The sequence below is a fragment of the Endobacterium panacihumi genome, from assembly GCF_050847465.1.
Classification (GTDB): domain Bacteria; phylum Pseudomonadota; class Alphaproteobacteria; order Rhizobiales; family Rhizobiaceae; genus Neorhizobium; species Neorhizobium panacihumi.
In genome coordinates, this window is sequence record NZ_JBOZRA010000001.1 from 307,727 (window position 1) to 321,357 (window position 13,631).

The following is a 13,631-nucleotide window of genomic DNA, read 5'->3' on the forward strand; positions in this document are numbered from 1 at the left end:
GGCAAACTTTTGCACATGGACAAAAAACCGCGCAATCTGCGTTCGCATTCGGTGCATTCGACAAAACTTACGCTCCTGTTCGCATCAAGATGACGCCTTGACCCGGATTGTTTTCGTGTCTTCTCTCAAGGCTGAAAAAGTTTGCCGCTGCGGTCTGTGCATCCGGCCCGTGCCTGCCTAAATCGCTGCGGATATCCGGCTGTCGCCGACAGAAAAAAACAGGCCTGTCTCATGAACGATCCGAAGCACCTCGCCGCGCGTTTTCCCAAGGATTTCCTTTTCGGTGTCGCCACCGCTGCCTTCCAGATCGAAGGTGCGGCGAAGGAGGACGGGAGAAAAGCCTCGATCTGGGATGCTTTTTGCAACATGCCCGGACGCGGCTATGGGCGACACAACGGTGAAGTCGCCTGCGACCACTATCATCGGTTCGAACAGGATCTCGATCTGATCAAGGAGATGGGCGTCGAGGCCTATCGCTTTTCCATCGCATGGCCGCGCATCATTCCGGATGGCACCGGACGCATCAACGAGAAGGGGCTCGATTTCTACGACCGTCTTCTCGACGGTATGCAGGCGCGTGGCATCAAGGCCTATGCGACGCTCTATCACTGGGACCTGCCGCTGACGCTGATGGGCGAGGGCGGCTGGGCTGCACGATCGACCGCATACGCCTTCCAGCGTTACGCCAAGGTTGTGATGGCGCGTCTCGGGGATCGTCTCGATGCGGTCGCGACCTTCAACGAGCCGTGGTGCTCGGTCTGGCTTTCCCATCTCTACGGCGTGCATGCGCCGGGCGAGCGCAACATGGAGGCGGCACTGGCTGCCATGCACCATACCAATCTGGCGCACGGGCTTGCCGTCGAAGCCATCCGTCATGTCACGCCAAAAGTGCCGGTGGGGTTGGTGCTGAATGCCCATTCGGTCATTCCGGGCAGCGACGGTGCCGAGGACAAGGCCGCCGCCGAACGCGCCTTCGATTTCCACAACGGCGCGTTTTTCGGCCCGGTCTTCAAGGGCGAATATCCGGCCTCGCTGCTCGATGCGCTGGGCGATCGCATGCCACCGGTGGAGGAGAGCGATCTCGACGTGGTCTCACAAAAGCTCGACTGGTGGGGACTGAACTATTACACGCCGATGCGTGTGTCCGCCGATCCGACCGAAGGGGCTGAATTTCCGGCGACGACACCGGCACCGTTCGTGAGTGACAAGACCACGGATATCGGCTGGGAAATCTATGCGCCGGCGATGAAGTTGCTGATCGAGGATCTCTACCGCCGTTACGACCTGCCGGATTGCTACGTGACCGAAAACGGTGCCTGCGACAATACGGAACTGGTCGATGGCCGGATCGAGGACGACATGCGCCTCGACTATTATGCTGAACATCTGGGTGTCGTCGCCGATCTGATGAAGGACGGTTATCCGATGAAGGGCTATTTCGCCTGGAGCCTGATGGACAATTTCGAATGGGCGGAAGGCTATCGCATGCGTTTCGGCCTCGTTTATGTCGATTATGAAACCCAGACGCGAACCATCAAGAAAAGCGGCAACTGGTACAGCGCGCTGGCCTCGACTTTCGGTTCGTCAAATCAACTGCCGACATAACGGAAATTCGGGAAGATTATTTCCTGCCGCACTGCACAAACGGAAAACCATCCCTGTGCAATGGTCGGCGCTGACGGCATAAGTCTCGGTCAAGAGAAGTGCGAAATCCTCTGCCGCAACCGCCTGTATCGAAAGCCGTCAAAAATGATTGTCGCCTGTGTTTGTCTTCGAATGTGCCGCCTGATTGGCTAAAGCGTGCATAAACGGCTATAGAGCCGCCAGTTTCTGAAGACCAACACCCGAGAGTAAGACATGACAATCCAACAAGCGGCTGCCCGCACAGCGCCCGAGGTCGATCAATCGGCCAAGGCGGCGACAGTGCCGATGGTCGCCTTCGAAGGCGTCGGAAAACGCTATGGTCCCGCCGGCGAAGGCGGTTTTACCGCGTTGGCCGATATCGATCTCACCGTCGCGCGCGGCTCCATCACCGGCATTATCGGTCGCTCCGGCGCGGGAAAATCCACACTGATCCGCCTCGTCAACGGCCTGGAAAAGGCAACGACCGGCAAGGTGATCGTCGACGGCATCGAGGTCGGCGGGCTGGGTGAAGACGGCCTGCGTGGCCTGCGCCGCCAGATCGGCATGATTTTTCAGCACTTCAACCTTCTGTCGTCGCGCACCGCTTCCGACAATGTGGCGCTGCCGCTCGAAATCGCCGGTGTCGACAAGGCGACGATCAAGGCCAAGGTCGGTCCGCTGCTCGATCTCGTCGGGCTTGGCGACAAGGCCAATCGTTATCCCTCGGAGCTTTCCGGCGGCCAGAAACAGCGCGTCGGCATCGCCCGTGCGCTCGCGACCGATCCAAAACTGCTGCTTTCCGACGAAGCCACTTCGGCGCTCGATCCGGAAACCACGCAGTCGATCCTGGAGCTGCTGAAGCGCATCAATGCCGAGCTGAACCTCACGGTTCTCCTGATCACCCACGAGATGGAAGTGGTGAAAACCATTGCCAGCCACGTGGCGGTGATCGATGCCGGCCGTATCGTCGAAGCTGGCCGCACATTCGACGTTTATGCCAACCCGAGCCATGAGACGACGCGCACTCTGCTGGCTTCGGCGCTCAACCTGCCGGAATGGCTGCGCAACAGCATCAAGCAGGTGCCGTCTGTCGGTGATCGTGTTCTCGTGCGTCTCGTCTTCTTCGGCGAAACTGCCTTCAAGCCGCTGACCGGCCGTCTGGTCGCCGAACTTGGCTCCGACGTCAACATTCTGGCCGGAGGCATCGAGGAAATCGGCGGCGAGCCCTTTGGTTCGCTGGTCGTCTCCTATTCCGCCGACCCGGCCGTCGTTGCGCGTGCCGAACAGTTTTATGCCGAAACCGGCCTGACCACGGAGGTTCTCGGTTATGTCGCTTGAGATGATGATCAGCCTTATCCTCAAATCGCTTGGCCAGACCGGCCAGATGGTGGCAATATCAGGCCTGCTCGGCTCGCTGATCGGCCTGCCGATCGGTATTTTCCTCGCCACCAGCGGCAAGGGCGAACTGTTTCCGGCGCCGATGATCAACCGCATCATCGGCCTGATCGTCAACGCCGCCCGTTCGACGCCCTTCATCATCATGGTCGTGGCGATCATTCCGTTCACGCGTTTCGTCACCGGCACTTCGATCGGCACCAATGCGGCCATCGTGCCCTTGACCATCGCGACCATCCCGTTCTTCGCGCGTCTGGTCGAGGCGGCGATCCGCGAGATCGACAAGGGCCTGATCGAGGCGGCGCGTGCCATGGGGGCGACCCCAATGCAGATCGTCTTCAAGGTTCTGCTCGCCGAAGCGCGTCCGTCGCTGATGGCGGCACTCACCATGACCATGGTCAGCCTGATCGGTTATTCCGCCATGGTCGGCGCTGTCGGCGGCGGTGGTCTGGGCGATCTCGGCATCCGTTACGGTTACCAGCGTTTCATGCCGGAAATGATGCTCGCCGTCGTCATCGTGCTGATCGTGCTCGTACAGCTCGTGCAGAGCGCCGGTGATGCGCTGGCCCGCAGTTTCGACAAGCGCAATCGCAAGAACTGATTTTTTGAAGAGGGGTAAGATCATGAAGAAACTGATTGTTGCGGCGACGCTCGCCGCTCTCTTTTCCACCGGTGCAGCTTTTGCCGAAACGAAGAAGGTCGGCGTCACACCTGGCCCGCATGCGCAGCTGGTTGAAAAGGTCAAGGAAGTTGCTGCGCGGAAGGGCCTTGAGCTCGATATCGTCGAGTTTTCCGATTACGTCGTGCCCAATCAGGCGCTGTCGGATGGCGATATCGACATCAATTCCTTCCAGCACCTGCCTTATCTGGAAAATCAGGTGAAGGAACGCGGGCTCGATCTCGTCAGCGTCGCCCAGTCCGTCAATTTCCCGATGGCCGGTTACTCCAAGAAGATCAAGGCACTCTCCGAGCTGAAGGACGGCGCTTCGGTGTCTATCCCGAACGATCCGAGCAATGGGGCGCGCGCGCTGCTTTTGCTCGCTGATCAGAAGCTGATCACGTTGAAGGACGGGATTGGCGTCAAGGCATCTGTCGCAGACATCACCGAAAACCCAAAGAACCTCAACATCACCGAACTGGACGCCGCCCAGCTGCCGCGTTCGCTCGATGATGTCGATCTCGCCGCCATCACCACCAATTACGCACTTGCCGCCGGCCTCAACCCTAAGTCGGACGGCATTTTCCAGGAAAGCACCAAGGCGCCTTACGTCGGCATCATCGCCGTGCGCGCCAAGGACAAGGATGCCGAGTGGGTAAAGACCTTTGTCGAAAGCTATCACAGCCCGGAAGTGAAGGCCTTTATCGACGAAACCTTCAAGGGCGCAATTACGCCCACCTGGTAAGCCATTCAATTGTAACGCCGATTCTGTCCCAAGAGAGTCGGCGCTGCCTTAGAAACCAAATGACAATCGTGAGGAAACACCAATGAAAAAACTCATCATCGCGGCAACGCTCGCCGTTCTCGCTGCCGGTTCGGCTCTTGCCGAGGACATCAAGGTCGGCGTTTCGGCCGGCGAACACGCCAAGATCATGGAAAAGGTCAAGGAAGTCGCCGCCACGAAGGGCCTCAACATCGATATCATCGAGTTCTCCGACTATGTCGTGCCGAACCAGGCGTTGAACGACGGCGACATCAACGCCAATTCCTTCCAGCATCAGCCCTATCTCGACAACCAGATCGCTGACCGCAAGTTCGATCTCGTCAGCGTGGGCAAGACCATCACCACCCCGATGGGCGTCTATTCCAAGAAGGTGAAGAGCCTCGACGAACTGAAGGAAGGTTCGACCGTCGCCATCCCGAACGACCCGACCAATGGTGGCCGCGCGCTGCTGGTTCTGGCCGCCAAGGGTCTCATCAAGTTCAAGGACGATGCCGGCATCAAGGTGACGCCTGCCGACATCATCGAGAACCCGAAGAAGATCGAGTTTGCCGAAATCGACGCCGCCCAGCTGCCGCGTTCGCTCGATGATGTCGATGCCGCCGTCATCAACACCAACTACGCCATGGAAGCCGGCCTCAATCCGAAGAAGGATGCCATCGCGATCGAGGGTGAACAGTCGCCTTACGCCAACATCATCGTCGTTCGCACTGCCGACAAGGACCAGCCTTGGGTCAAGACCCTGGTTGAATCCTACCACGATGAAAGCATCCGCAAGTTCATCAATGATGAATACAAGGGTGCCCTGATCGCTTCCTGGTAAGAGCGTCAAATAGTCCACTGCAATAAGGGCGGTCCGGCCTTGCCGGGCCGCCTTTTTGCATTGGTAGGGTTTGCGCCCCGATTTTGTTGGCGATAAACAAAATTTGAACCCTCGCAACGTATCTTGGGTTCGGGGGAAAATATGCGGGTCCTATCTTCGCGTCCGAAGCAGTCTTCTGTCGCACAGCGTCGTTCGCTCGTGCGCTCGCTGCTTGTCATCTTTGCTGCCGTCATGGTGATCGTCACCAGCATGGTGCTGACAGCGCTCGACCGTGTGGGCGAACATGCCAACCGGCTGGATGACGAACGGTCGCGCGAAACCACGATCGGTGCGCTGCAGACCTTTCGCAACCATCTCGGCGCGACGCTGAACGACTATGCCGCCTGGGACGATGCCGATCGCTATGTCTATGCCGCCGACGGCATGGACTGGGTGATCAGCAATTTCGGCGATATGACCGCCAACAACAATCTCTTCGATGCCGCCGTGGTGCTGGACGCCGAAGAACGGGCGCTGATGACCTATGAAGCCGGTGCGCCGGCAGACTGGACAATCAAGACCTATTTCGATTCATCTTTCCAGACGCTCTTCGACAGCGTGCGCAATTCTGCGCCGGAAGCGACGCCGGAGGGCAATGCCTTCATCCGCACGCCGCGCGGCATTGCCGCCGTTTCCATCGGTCTGGTGCGCCAGAAAAGCGGCCGCATCGATCATGATCCGGCGGCACGCCGTTATCTCGTTCTGCTGCGCCATCTGCATGAGAACGATATCAAGGGCATGGCAAGAACCTACGTGGTTTCGGGCCTAAGCCTTGCCGACGAAGGTGAACGGCCAGCCAATCACGTGGAAATCCGCGATGCCGATGGCCATGCAATCGGCGGGCTGACCTGGACCTCACGCCTTCCCGGCAGCGCCAGCCTTGCACAGGTGCAGCCGCTGGTGCTTGGTGCGATCGCCATGGTGGCGATTTATTTCATCCTGCTCTTCGTCAGCGGATCGCGCCTGCTGAGCCAGATCAAGGCGGAAGAGGCGGCGGCGGTGGGGCTGTCGCGTCTGGATACGCTAAGCGGTCTTTCCAACCGTTACGGCCTGTTCGCCAATCTGCGCGAGCTTGTCTCGCTTGCCGAAAACAGCAATGACGACGTGCTGTTGCTTTACCTCGACCTCGACGGGTTCAAGGAAGTCAACGACGCCTATGGCCATGGCACAGGCGATAATCTCATTCGTGGCGTGTCCGCCGGCCTGTCGGCTCTTATCGGCAGGCAGGCGACCATTGCGCGCGTCGGCGGCGACGAGTTTGCCATCGCCATGAACACGCGGGAGCAGGAAACCGTGGTGCCGGAACTTTGCGAACGTATTCTCGGCTTTTTCGCCGAACCTTTCGTGATCGGCGAGCGGGTGGCCGTGGTCGGCACCAGTATCGGCGTGGCCGTTTCTGCGCGCGGCACCGTTTCGGGCGAGGAATTGTTGCGTCGGGCCGATATGGCGATGTACCAGTCCAAGGATGCCGGTCGCGGTCGGTGGACTGTGTATTCGCCATCCATGGATGCCGAACGCGAGGAGCGCAATCAGCTGGAAATCGACCTGCGCCGCGCGATCGAAAACAGCGAGATCGGTGTCGTCTATCAGCCGGTTGTCGATGCGCGCGACGGACGCATGGTCTCGGTGGAGGCGCTTGCCCGCTGGAACCGGCCGGGGCATGGTCCGGTTAGCCCGGAAGTGTTCATCGGCATCGCCGAACAGACAGGCATGATCGACCAGCTGGGCCTCAGCGTTTTGCGCACCGCTTGCCGCGCCGTGCGGCAATGGCCCGACCTGCGGCTTGCCGTCAATATTTCCCCCGGCCAGTTCCGTGATCCGGCCTTTGCCGGTTATGTTGCCCAGACGTTTAGCGATATCGGTGTGGATCCAAGCCGTATCACGCTGGAAATGACCGAGAGCTATTTCATTCGCAATCCGGCCCGCGCGCTTGTCGCCATCGACAGCCTGAAGGCGATCGGGGTGAAAATCGCGCTCGATGATTTCGGCTCGGGTTTTTCCAGCGTCGGGTACCTGCGCCAGTTCGGTTTTGACCGCATGAAGATCGACCAGTCGCTGGTGGCAACGGTGGCCGAAGGCGGCAGCGCCGTCGACCTGCTGCAGGCCACCGTGGCGCTGGCGCGTGCGCTCGATATTCCGGTGACAGCGGAAGGCGTTGAGACCGAGGATCAGGCAAAAATTTTGCGGCTCAGCGGTTGCGACGAATTGCAGGGGTATTTCTTCGGCAGGCCGATGCCGGGCGATGCGATCGGCCGGATGGTGCTGGAGCAGAGGGTGGGGAGTTGATGCCTGCCGGTGCCGCAAGAAATGCCCTCGTCTCACTGATCTTCTGTCTCTCAGCGATGATCGCTGTCGCATCTGCATTGGGTTTTGCGGCGTATTCCGGCTTTTGGGCCGGGCCTGCCGAGACACCTTTTCGACGTGGTGAGCTGCTTTCATCCGGTGGCGATGACGAAGTCGCGATGACTTTCCTGACCATCGTCATCCCCTGTATCCTTTGGCGGGCACGTCATTGGAAGCGTCGGATAGCGCTTCTCGAAATTGGGGTATTCTTCGGCGCTTACGGCGCGGCTTTAGCATCCATCATGATGAGCCTGGACTGTGGCAATTTCTTTTTAACGGCATTTGGTGTTGGCGACCCATACCTGCAGATTTTCTGTCTTTCCAGTATCGTTGCGATGGGTGGCCTGATCGCTTCAAGGATGACCGGTTTTCAACGTGCTGGGCTTTAGGGTTTGCCGCGTTGTACTTTATAAATACCGCCCAACCTTCGCCTTCAACAACTCCACCAGAGCCGGTTCCATAAACTGGTAATCATCGGGAATGTCGAGGCAGATCAGCCGCGCTTTTTTCATCGCCGCCCGGTAGCGCGTTTGCAGCTTTGTGCGGTGGGTGCGCTCCATCACGAAGATGATGTCCGCCCATTCCACCAGTTCTGGCGAGAGCGGGTTTTCCGCGTCGTTATTGGTGCCGGCCGAGGCGGTTTCCACGTTCGTCCAGCCGGCAAAAACCTGTTCGGCAGTCGGGCTGCGCAGTTTGTTCTGGCTGCAGACGAACAGGATATTTTTCATCAGCCGCCGATATGTTTCTGGCCGCGCTTTTTCGCGAGAGCAATTTGCAGCTGGCGCTGGCGGTAACGCAGGCGGTCTTCTTCGGTGCGGCTGTCATAGCAATTGGAGCAGGAGACGCCTTCCTCGTATTTTTCCGAGGTGATCTCTTCCGCCGTGATCGGGTTGCGGCAGGCGTGGCAGAGCTTGTGATTGCCTTCCTTCAGCCCGTGCTCGACCGAGACGCGCTCGTCGAACACGAAACAGGCGCCTTCCCACAGGCTTTCTTCCTGCGGCACCTCCTCGAGATATTTCAGGATGCCGCCCTTGAGGTGATAGACTTCCTCAAAGCCTTCTTCCTTCATGAAGGCCGTGGCCTTTTCGCAGCGGATGCCGCCTGTGCAATACATGGCGATCTTCGGCTTGTTGTGCAGGCCGGCATTGTTGCGCACCCAGTCCGGGAACTCGCGAAACGTTTTGGTATTCGGGTCGACCGCGCCTTTGAAAATGCCGATCGCGGTTTCGTAGTCGTTGCGCGTGTCGATCAGGATGGTTTCCGGATCGGAGATCAGCGCGTTCCAGTCCTTTGGATCGACATAGGTGCCGACGATGCGGTTGGGGTCGATATCCTCGACGCCCATGGTGACGATCTCTTTCTTGAGCTTCACCTTCATGCGCACGAAAGGCATTTTTGACGCCCGGCTCTCTTTATGTTCGAGCGCCGCAAATTCCGGCATGGCGCGCAGATGTGCGAGCAATCTAGCAATGCCCGCATCCGTGCCGGCCACCGTGCCGTTGATGCCTTCGCGCGCGATCAGCAGCGTGCCCTTGATACCGTTTTCATCACAAAAGGCCTGCAGCGGCTTTTGCACGCTTTCGAAACGTTCGAAGCGGGCGAAATGATAGAGGGCGGCCACGAGAAAGCTGCCCGTAGCCTCGGGGCGCGGAAGGGTCTGGTTTTCGGTCATGGCGCACGAAATACAATTTTGGCCGCGTCTTCGCAATGGCCTGTATCGTGACAAATGATCAGGAAGTTGCGGCGGTTTTCCACAGCAGGGCGATGAGGCGGCTTTCCTGCTCTCCATCATCGGCAAACACGGTGTCGGCCATCTCCAGTGCCTGATGCCGCAGCGCCTGTTGCTTGGCGATAACGGCACCCAGAAGCCGCGCCATCGTATCGCCATCGCCAAAAAGCTCCGGCTGTTCGTTGATCAACTGTGTCAGCACCGACAGGTCATGTTCGTGACCGAGGAGTTCGACCAGATTTTTGGCGTCCTGGTGTTTTGCAGCCATGGCCGATGGCCAGAGATCGCGCAGCAGCGAAAGATGCATCCAGTAGATCTGGCCGGATTTGCGAAGTTCATGAAAGACGTCGGCTTCCGGCTTGGCATGGCACGCGGCGAGCGCCGATGCGGCCGCATTGCGCTGTTTGCGCCATGCCTTGCCAAGACACTTTCCTGCCTTGCCGGGATTGTCGTTAAGATCGAGCGTTTGCAAGGCATCTATGGCAGCGTGGCTTTGTTCAATGGCTGCTGCGATCTTGTCTTCGAGATCGGTCTCGCCCGCCACGATCCGATCGCGCCGCTCGATCAGCGCGTTGGATGCGAAGGTGAGGGCGGCGATCTCCTCCGCCGATGTCGCGTCGCTCACCAGATATTCCGTGGTTTCGATCAGCGCCGTCGCATCACGTGCGGTCGATAGCGATTTGGCGACATCGCGGATGCGGGCGTTTTCCGCTTTTCGAAACGCCTTGGCATCCGGTTCGATCAGCCGGTAGAGCGCCCGCACCCGCTTGAAACGCTTTCGGGCATCGTGGATCGCCTTGTGCTGGCCATCCGGCTGCTCTTCCAGCAGGGTGACGGCACGGCCAAGCTGCTTTTCCGCAACCGCGCGAATTTCCTGTGTGAACGGCTCAGAGGGGCGGATTCGATAGGCCATGGCCCAACTCCGTGCTGAGATCCTCATTGGTGGCCATGGCCATGTTGGAATACCGTTTGTCGCCGGTCACTTCGCGGCCAAGCCACGCCGGCAGCTCCGGCTTATCGTCTTCGCTTTGCATTTCCACCTCGGCAACGACGAGGCCATGGTAGAAGCCGGCAAACTCGTCCACCTCGAAGGTAAAGCCGCGATATTCCACCCGGTGCCGCGTCTTTTCCAGAACGAGCCCGATGGCCGCCTGCATCAGTTCTTCCGCATCGCTGACCGGAATGTCATATTCGAATTCGTCGCGCACCAGCAGTTCGCGGCCCAGCTTGATCGTCAGGCGGGCGCGTATGCCGTCAATGATGCGCACCCGGATCGAACGGTCGTCGCCGGTTGCGACATAGGCCTGCAGAAAACTGTTGGTTTCACCGACGCCGGCCTTCCAGCCGTCATTCGCTACCAGAAACTTGCGCTCGATTTCCTTGGCCATGGTGCTCCCGTCCGTTGACATCAAACCTATGGCAATGCGACACTTTCGACCAGCCCCGCATTGTGTCGCAACGGCATTTTCCCTCGACATCAGATGGTGCGGGGAGTATTCGAAAACACACTTTAATCGTTTCAAACGGATAAGATGATGAGCGGTAAGACAGAAAAAGTCCTTTCCATCCTCAAGCTGCAGCCGGTCGTTCCGGTGCTGATCGTGGACGACGCGAAGTCGGCGGTGAACCTTGCCCGGGCGCTGGTCGCCGGTGGCCTGCGCGCCATCGAGATCACGCTGCGCACGCCGGCCGCCCTCGACGCCATCAAGGCAGTCGCAGCCGAAGTGGAAGGCGCCAATGTCGGTGCCGGCACCATTCTCAATTCCAAGGATTACGAAGCCGCCGTCAAGGCCGGTTCCACCTTCATCGTATCCCCGGGCGTTTCGCCGAGCGTACTTTCCGCCGCCAACGATAGCGCGGTTCCGCTTCTGCCGGGCACGGCAACGCCGAGCGATGTCATGACGCTGCGCGAAGCCGGTTACGACGTCATGAAATTCTTCCCCGCCGAACAGAACGGTGGCGCACCCATGCTGAAGGCCTGGTCCTCGCCGCTCGCCGGCACGCTGTTCTGCCCGACCGGTGGCATCTCGCTGAAGAATGCCAAGGATTACCTGTCTCTGCCGAATGTCGTCTGCGTCGGCGGTTCCTGGGTTGCCCCGAAGGAACTGATCGAGGCCGGTGACTGGGCCGGCATCACCAAGCTCGCTTCCGAAGCCTTTGCGCTGAAGGCCTGAGCTGAAGGTTCTGGAACGGTTTTCATGAGGCGGTCCGTCATGCGGGCCGCCTCATGACATTTTCGTCATCCTTTTTGATTTCGCCGCGACAATCCCTATCTCCGGATCAGTGTTTCACGATCAGGAGATTTGAATGTTCGACGCCAAGAAGCTTCTAGACCAGTTCCTCGGTTCGCAGGTGCCTGGCCTTTCGGGAAGCGTCCGTGACAAGGCCGGCCAGTTCGGCGGTATCGCGAAGAACAATCCCCTGAAGTCCGCTGGCATTGCAGCCGCCATTCTGGGCACCAAGACGGGCCGCAAGCTGGCCGGCAATGTGGCGACGATCGGCGGTATTGCCGCTGTCGCCGGCCTCGGTTACCTCGCCTACAAGAACTATCAGTCCGGCAAGTCGCCGCAGGCTGCCCCGCAACCGACGCCGGCCAGCAACGAGCCGATCGCGCTGCCGCCACCGGATAGCGCCTTCAGCCTGCAATCGCCGCAGCTCTCCAACGATTTTGCCCTGACGCTGATCCGCGCCATGATCGCAGCCGCCAAGGCCGACGGTCATATCGACGCCGCCGAGCGCGCCAACATCATGGAAAAGGTTCATGAGGTTGATCTCGGCTCTGAGGCCGAAGCCTTCATCCGCGATGAGCTGGCAAACCCGGTCGATATCGACGAACTTGTCGCCGCTGCCCGCACGGAGGAACAGAAGGTCGAGCTTTATACCGCAACCCGCCTGACCATCGAGCCGGACACGCGCGCCGAGCGCGGTTATCTTGACCTGTTGGCGGGCCGCCTCAATCTGCCGGATGCGCTGGTCGATCATATCGATGCGACGGTGTCGGCGGCCAAGGTTCAGGCCTGATCGGATCGGGTTTCAGACGATGAAAAAAGGCCTCCCGCAGGTGATGCGGGAGGCCTTTTTGTCGACATTTGCAGCTTACAGCTTGATCTCGAGTTTTAGCGAATAATTGGAAAAATCGTTGAACGCGCCGGGATCCTTGAAGGTGCTGGCCGGAAGCGAGGTCGGCGGGCGGTTGTCCGGACGCCACGACGCCGTCAGCGTCATTTCCTTGTTGATATTCCAGGCAAGGTCGACTTCGCTGGTCTTGACGCCGCCATTGTTCGCGTGGCGCGCGGAGGCGGAAACATCCGCATAACCGACCCCGGCGCGGTAGCTCATACTGCTGCCATTGCCATTGCGATCCATGCCGGCAAAGGCCGTGAACTTGTCGTTGCGTCCCTTGATGTCATAGGACTGATGGGTAACGCGATTGTTGAAGTCGGTTTCGACGCTGGTGCTGAAGTCGACATATTTTTTCGGATCGTTTGCCGCCGGATCATCGCTGAGGCGGAAACCGAAATCGTAGACGATCTTTCTGTCGCCGACATACACACCGCCGCGGGGATTGGTGCCGTTCGTCGATACACCGAGAACGCCCGAGCTTTTGGCGTCGGGCTTGATGCGCCGTTCCGAATTTTTCAGAAGGCCAGCCAGGATCTTTTCCTGAGCTGTCGACGGCGCTTTTGGTTTGCCGTCGATATCGAAGGCACCCATCATCGTGCGATGCACGCCATTGATGCGGCTGTTGACGGCAAAGATCGTCGTGCCATCGTCGGTAATGCCGGCGACGCCTTCGTAATGCGAGCCCTTGAGGCTGTATTTGCCGCCGCACTGGAACTGGCTGTTAAGGTAGCTGTCGTCGGCGGAATAACCGTCGAAGGTGAGGCCGGTTGCCGTCGCTCCCGGGCCGCAGCCGCTCAGGACAGGCGTGACGTTGAGATTGATTTCGCGGAAGCCTTGAGGCGCTTTCGACTGCTGCTTGGCCGCCTGGGTCGCAAGCTTTGCGTCCCTCATTGCTGATCCTGGTCCCATCGTGTTTCCCGTCCGTTTCTGTTGATTGGATTGGCGAAAAATATCTTTCGTAAGCGCCGCGCGGTCGTTGCCGTCGGCGAAAATGACAGTCATTTGACTTTATTCAACGGTGCGCAAATTAGGTTTCTGGCCTCGTTTGTCCACCCCAAAACGAACCGGGAAAATACCCTGAATTCATCGGCAAAGCTTTGTCGTTGCCTTTCGCAAG

The 13,631-nt window shown here is 59.1% G+C and carries 14 protein-coding genes; 9 read left to right on the top strand and 5 right to left on the bottom strand.

From position 1 onward, the window contains the following. Nucleotides 1–231 precede the first annotated feature (231 nt). The 7 genes from ACRQ1B_RS01445 (at nt 232) to ACRQ1B_RS01475 (ending at nt 8,051) form a co-directional block, all read left to right on the top strand. Nucleotides 232–1,605, top strand: coding sequence for a GH1 family beta-glucosidase (locus ACRQ1B_RS01445; RefSeq protein WP_432291897.1), 1,374 nt, complete (start codon nt 232–234; stop codon nt 1,603–1,605). Between the two features lie 324 nt (nt 1,606–1,929). Next, on the top strand, nt 1,930–2,961 hold the full coding sequence (locus tag ACRQ1B_RS01450; RefSeq protein ID WP_432293785.1) for a methionine ABC transporter ATP-binding protein: 1,032 nt from the start codon (nt 1,930–1,932) through the stop codon (nt 2,959–2,961). Beyond that, nucleotides 2,951–3,619 carry a methionine ABC transporter permease gene (locus ACRQ1B_RS01455; protein WP_432291898.1) on the top strand — a complete coding sequence of 223 codons (669 nt, stop codon included), beginning with the start codon at nt 2,951–2,953 and terminating at the stop codon, nt 3,617–3,619. The genes ACRQ1B_RS01450 and ACRQ1B_RS01455 overlap by 11 nt, the downstream gene beginning before the upstream one ends. 22 nt (nt 3,620–3,641) lie before the next feature. After that, the gene (locus ACRQ1B_RS01460; RefSeq protein WP_432291899.1) at nt 3,642–4,421 is read left to right on the top strand and encodes a MetQ/NlpA family ABC transporter substrate-binding protein; all 780 of its coding nucleotides are present in this window, start codon (nt 3,642–3,644) and stop codon (nt 4,419–4,421) included. Nucleotides 4,422–4,503: 82 nt separating this feature from the next. Next, complete coding sequence (locus ACRQ1B_RS01465; protein ID WP_432291900.1) at nt 4,504–5,280, top strand: MetQ/NlpA family ABC transporter substrate-binding protein; 777 nt, start codon at nt 4,504–4,506, stop codon at nt 5,278–5,280. A gap of 141 nt (nt 5,281–5,421) precedes the next feature. Next, a complete protein-coding gene (locus ACRQ1B_RS01470) occupies nt 5,422–7,605 on the top strand; it encodes a putative bifunctional diguanylate cyclase/phosphodiesterase (protein ID WP_432291901.1) in 2,184 nt (727 codons plus the stop codon). Next, the gene (locus ACRQ1B_RS01475) at nt 7,605–8,051 is read left to right on the top strand and encodes a hypothetical protein (RefSeq protein ID WP_432291902.1); all 447 of its coding nucleotides are present in this window, start codon (nt 7,605–7,607) and stop codon (nt 8,049–8,051) included. Before ACRQ1B_RS01470 ends, ACRQ1B_RS01475 begins: the two co-directional genes overlap by 1 nt. A gap of 18 nt (nt 8,052–8,069) precedes the next feature. Here the strand turns inward: ACRQ1B_RS01475 and ACRQ1B_RS01480 are convergent, their stop codons facing one another. Genes ACRQ1B_RS01480 through ACRQ1B_RS01495 form a run of 4 tightly spaced genes read right to left on the bottom strand, consistent with a single transcriptional unit; the run spans nt 8,070 to nt 10,779 of the window. Next, nucleotides 8,070–8,390, bottom strand: a complete 321-nt coding sequence (locus tag ACRQ1B_RS01480; RefSeq protein ID WP_432291903.1) for a low molecular weight protein tyrosine phosphatase family protein — start codon at nt 8,388–8,390, stop codon at nt 8,070–8,072. Beyond that, the gene (gene trhO, locus ACRQ1B_RS01485) at nt 8,390–9,334 is read right to left on the bottom strand and encodes an oxygen-dependent tRNA uridine(34) hydroxylase TrhO (protein ID WP_432291904.1); all 945 of its coding nucleotides are present in this window, start codon (nt 9,332–9,334) and stop codon (nt 8,390–8,392) included. Before trhO ends, ACRQ1B_RS01480 begins: the two co-directional genes overlap by 1 nt. Nucleotides 9,335–9,392: 58 nt before the next feature. Then, the gene (locus ACRQ1B_RS01490; RefSeq protein ID WP_432291905.1) at nt 9,393–10,304 is read right to left on the bottom strand and encodes a CHAD domain-containing protein; all 912 of its coding nucleotides are present in this window, start codon (nt 10,302–10,304) and stop codon (nt 9,393–9,395) included. After that, nucleotides 10,279–10,779, bottom strand: a complete 501-nt coding sequence (locus ACRQ1B_RS01495; protein ID WP_432291906.1) for a CYTH domain-containing protein — start codon at nt 10,777–10,779, stop codon at nt 10,279–10,281. Before ACRQ1B_RS01495 ends, ACRQ1B_RS01490 begins: the two co-directional genes overlap by 26 nt. 147 nt (nt 10,780–10,926) lie before the next feature. On the opposite strand from ACRQ1B_RS01495, the gene ACRQ1B_RS01500 reads away from it, so the two are divergent. Both ACRQ1B_RS01500 and ACRQ1B_RS01505 read left to right on the top strand, forming a co-directional pair. Beyond that, a complete protein-coding gene (locus tag ACRQ1B_RS01500) occupies nt 10,927–11,565 on the top strand; it encodes a 2-dehydro-3-deoxy-phosphogluconate aldolase (RefSeq protein ID WP_432291907.1) in 639 nt (212 codons plus the stop codon). A 133-nt stretch (nt 11,566–11,698) separates the two neighbouring features. Beyond that, complete coding sequence (locus tag ACRQ1B_RS01505; protein ID WP_432291908.1) at nt 11,699–12,412, top strand: tellurite resistance TerB family protein; 714 nt, start codon at nt 11,699–11,701, stop codon at nt 12,410–12,412. 75 nt (nt 12,413–12,487) lie between these two features. On the opposite strand, the gene ACRQ1B_RS01510 is transcribed toward ACRQ1B_RS01505, so the two are convergent. Further along, on the bottom strand, nt 12,488–13,405 hold the full coding sequence (locus ACRQ1B_RS01510) for a hypothetical protein (protein ID WP_432291909.1): 918 nt from the start codon (nt 13,403–13,405) through the stop codon (nt 12,488–12,490). Nucleotides 13,406–13,631 lie beyond the last annotated feature (226 nt).

Bases quoted from the DNA above. Each gene is read 5' to 3' on its own strand.
- ACRQ1B_RS01495 (WP_432291906.1), bottom strand. From the start codon at position 10,779: ATGGCCAAGGAAATCGAGCGCAAGTTTCTGGTAGCGAATGACGGCTGG.
- ACRQ1B_RS01490 (WP_432291905.1), bottom strand. From the start codon at position 10,304: ATGGCCTATCGAATCCGCCCCTCTGAGCCGTTCACACAGGAAATTCGC.
- trhO (WP_432291904.1), bottom strand. From the start codon at position 9,334: ATGACCGAAAACCAGACCCTTCCGCGCCCCGAGGCTACGGGCAGCTTT.
- ACRQ1B_RS01475 (WP_432291902.1), top strand. From the start codon at position 7,605: ATGCCTGCCGGTGCCGCAAGAAATGCCCTCGTCTCACTGATCTTCTGT.
- ACRQ1B_RS01465 (WP_432291900.1), top strand. From the start codon at position 4,504: ATGAAAAAACTCATCATCGCGGCAACGCTCGCCGTTCTCGCTGCCGGT.
- ACRQ1B_RS01460 (WP_432291899.1), top strand. From the start codon at position 3,642: ATGAAGAAACTGATTGTTGCGGCGACGCTCGCCGCTCTCTTTTCCACC.
- ACRQ1B_RS01445 (WP_432291897.1), top strand. From the start codon at position 232: ATGAACGATCCGAAGCACCTCGCCGCGCGTTTTCCCAAGGATTTCCTT.
- ACRQ1B_RS01500 (WP_432291907.1), top strand. From the start codon at position 10,927: ATGAGCGGTAAGACAGAAAAAGTCCTTTCCATCCTCAAGCTGCAGCCG.
- ACRQ1B_RS01470 (WP_432291901.1), top strand. From the start codon at position 5,422: ATGCGGGTCCTATCTTCGCGTCCGAAGCAGTCTTCTGTCGCACAGCGT.
- ACRQ1B_RS01505 (WP_432291908.1), top strand. From the start codon at position 11,699: ATGTTCGACGCCAAGAAGCTTCTAGACCAGTTCCTCGGTTCGCAGGTG.
- ACRQ1B_RS01480 (WP_432291903.1), bottom strand. From the start codon at position 8,390: ATGAAAAATATCCTGTTCGTCTGCAGCCAGAACAAACTGCGCAGCCCG.
- ACRQ1B_RS01510 (WP_432291909.1), bottom strand. From the start codon at position 13,405: ATGAGGGACGCAAAGCTTGCGACCCAGGCGGCCAAGCAGCAGTCGAAA.
- ACRQ1B_RS01450 (WP_432293785.1), top strand. From the start codon at position 1,930: ATGGTCGCCTTCGAAGGCGTCGGAAAACGCTATGGTCCCGCCGGCGAA.
- ACRQ1B_RS01455 (WP_432291898.1), top strand. From the start codon at position 2,951: ATGTCGCTTGAGATGATGATCAGCCTTATCCTCAAATCGCTTGGCCAG.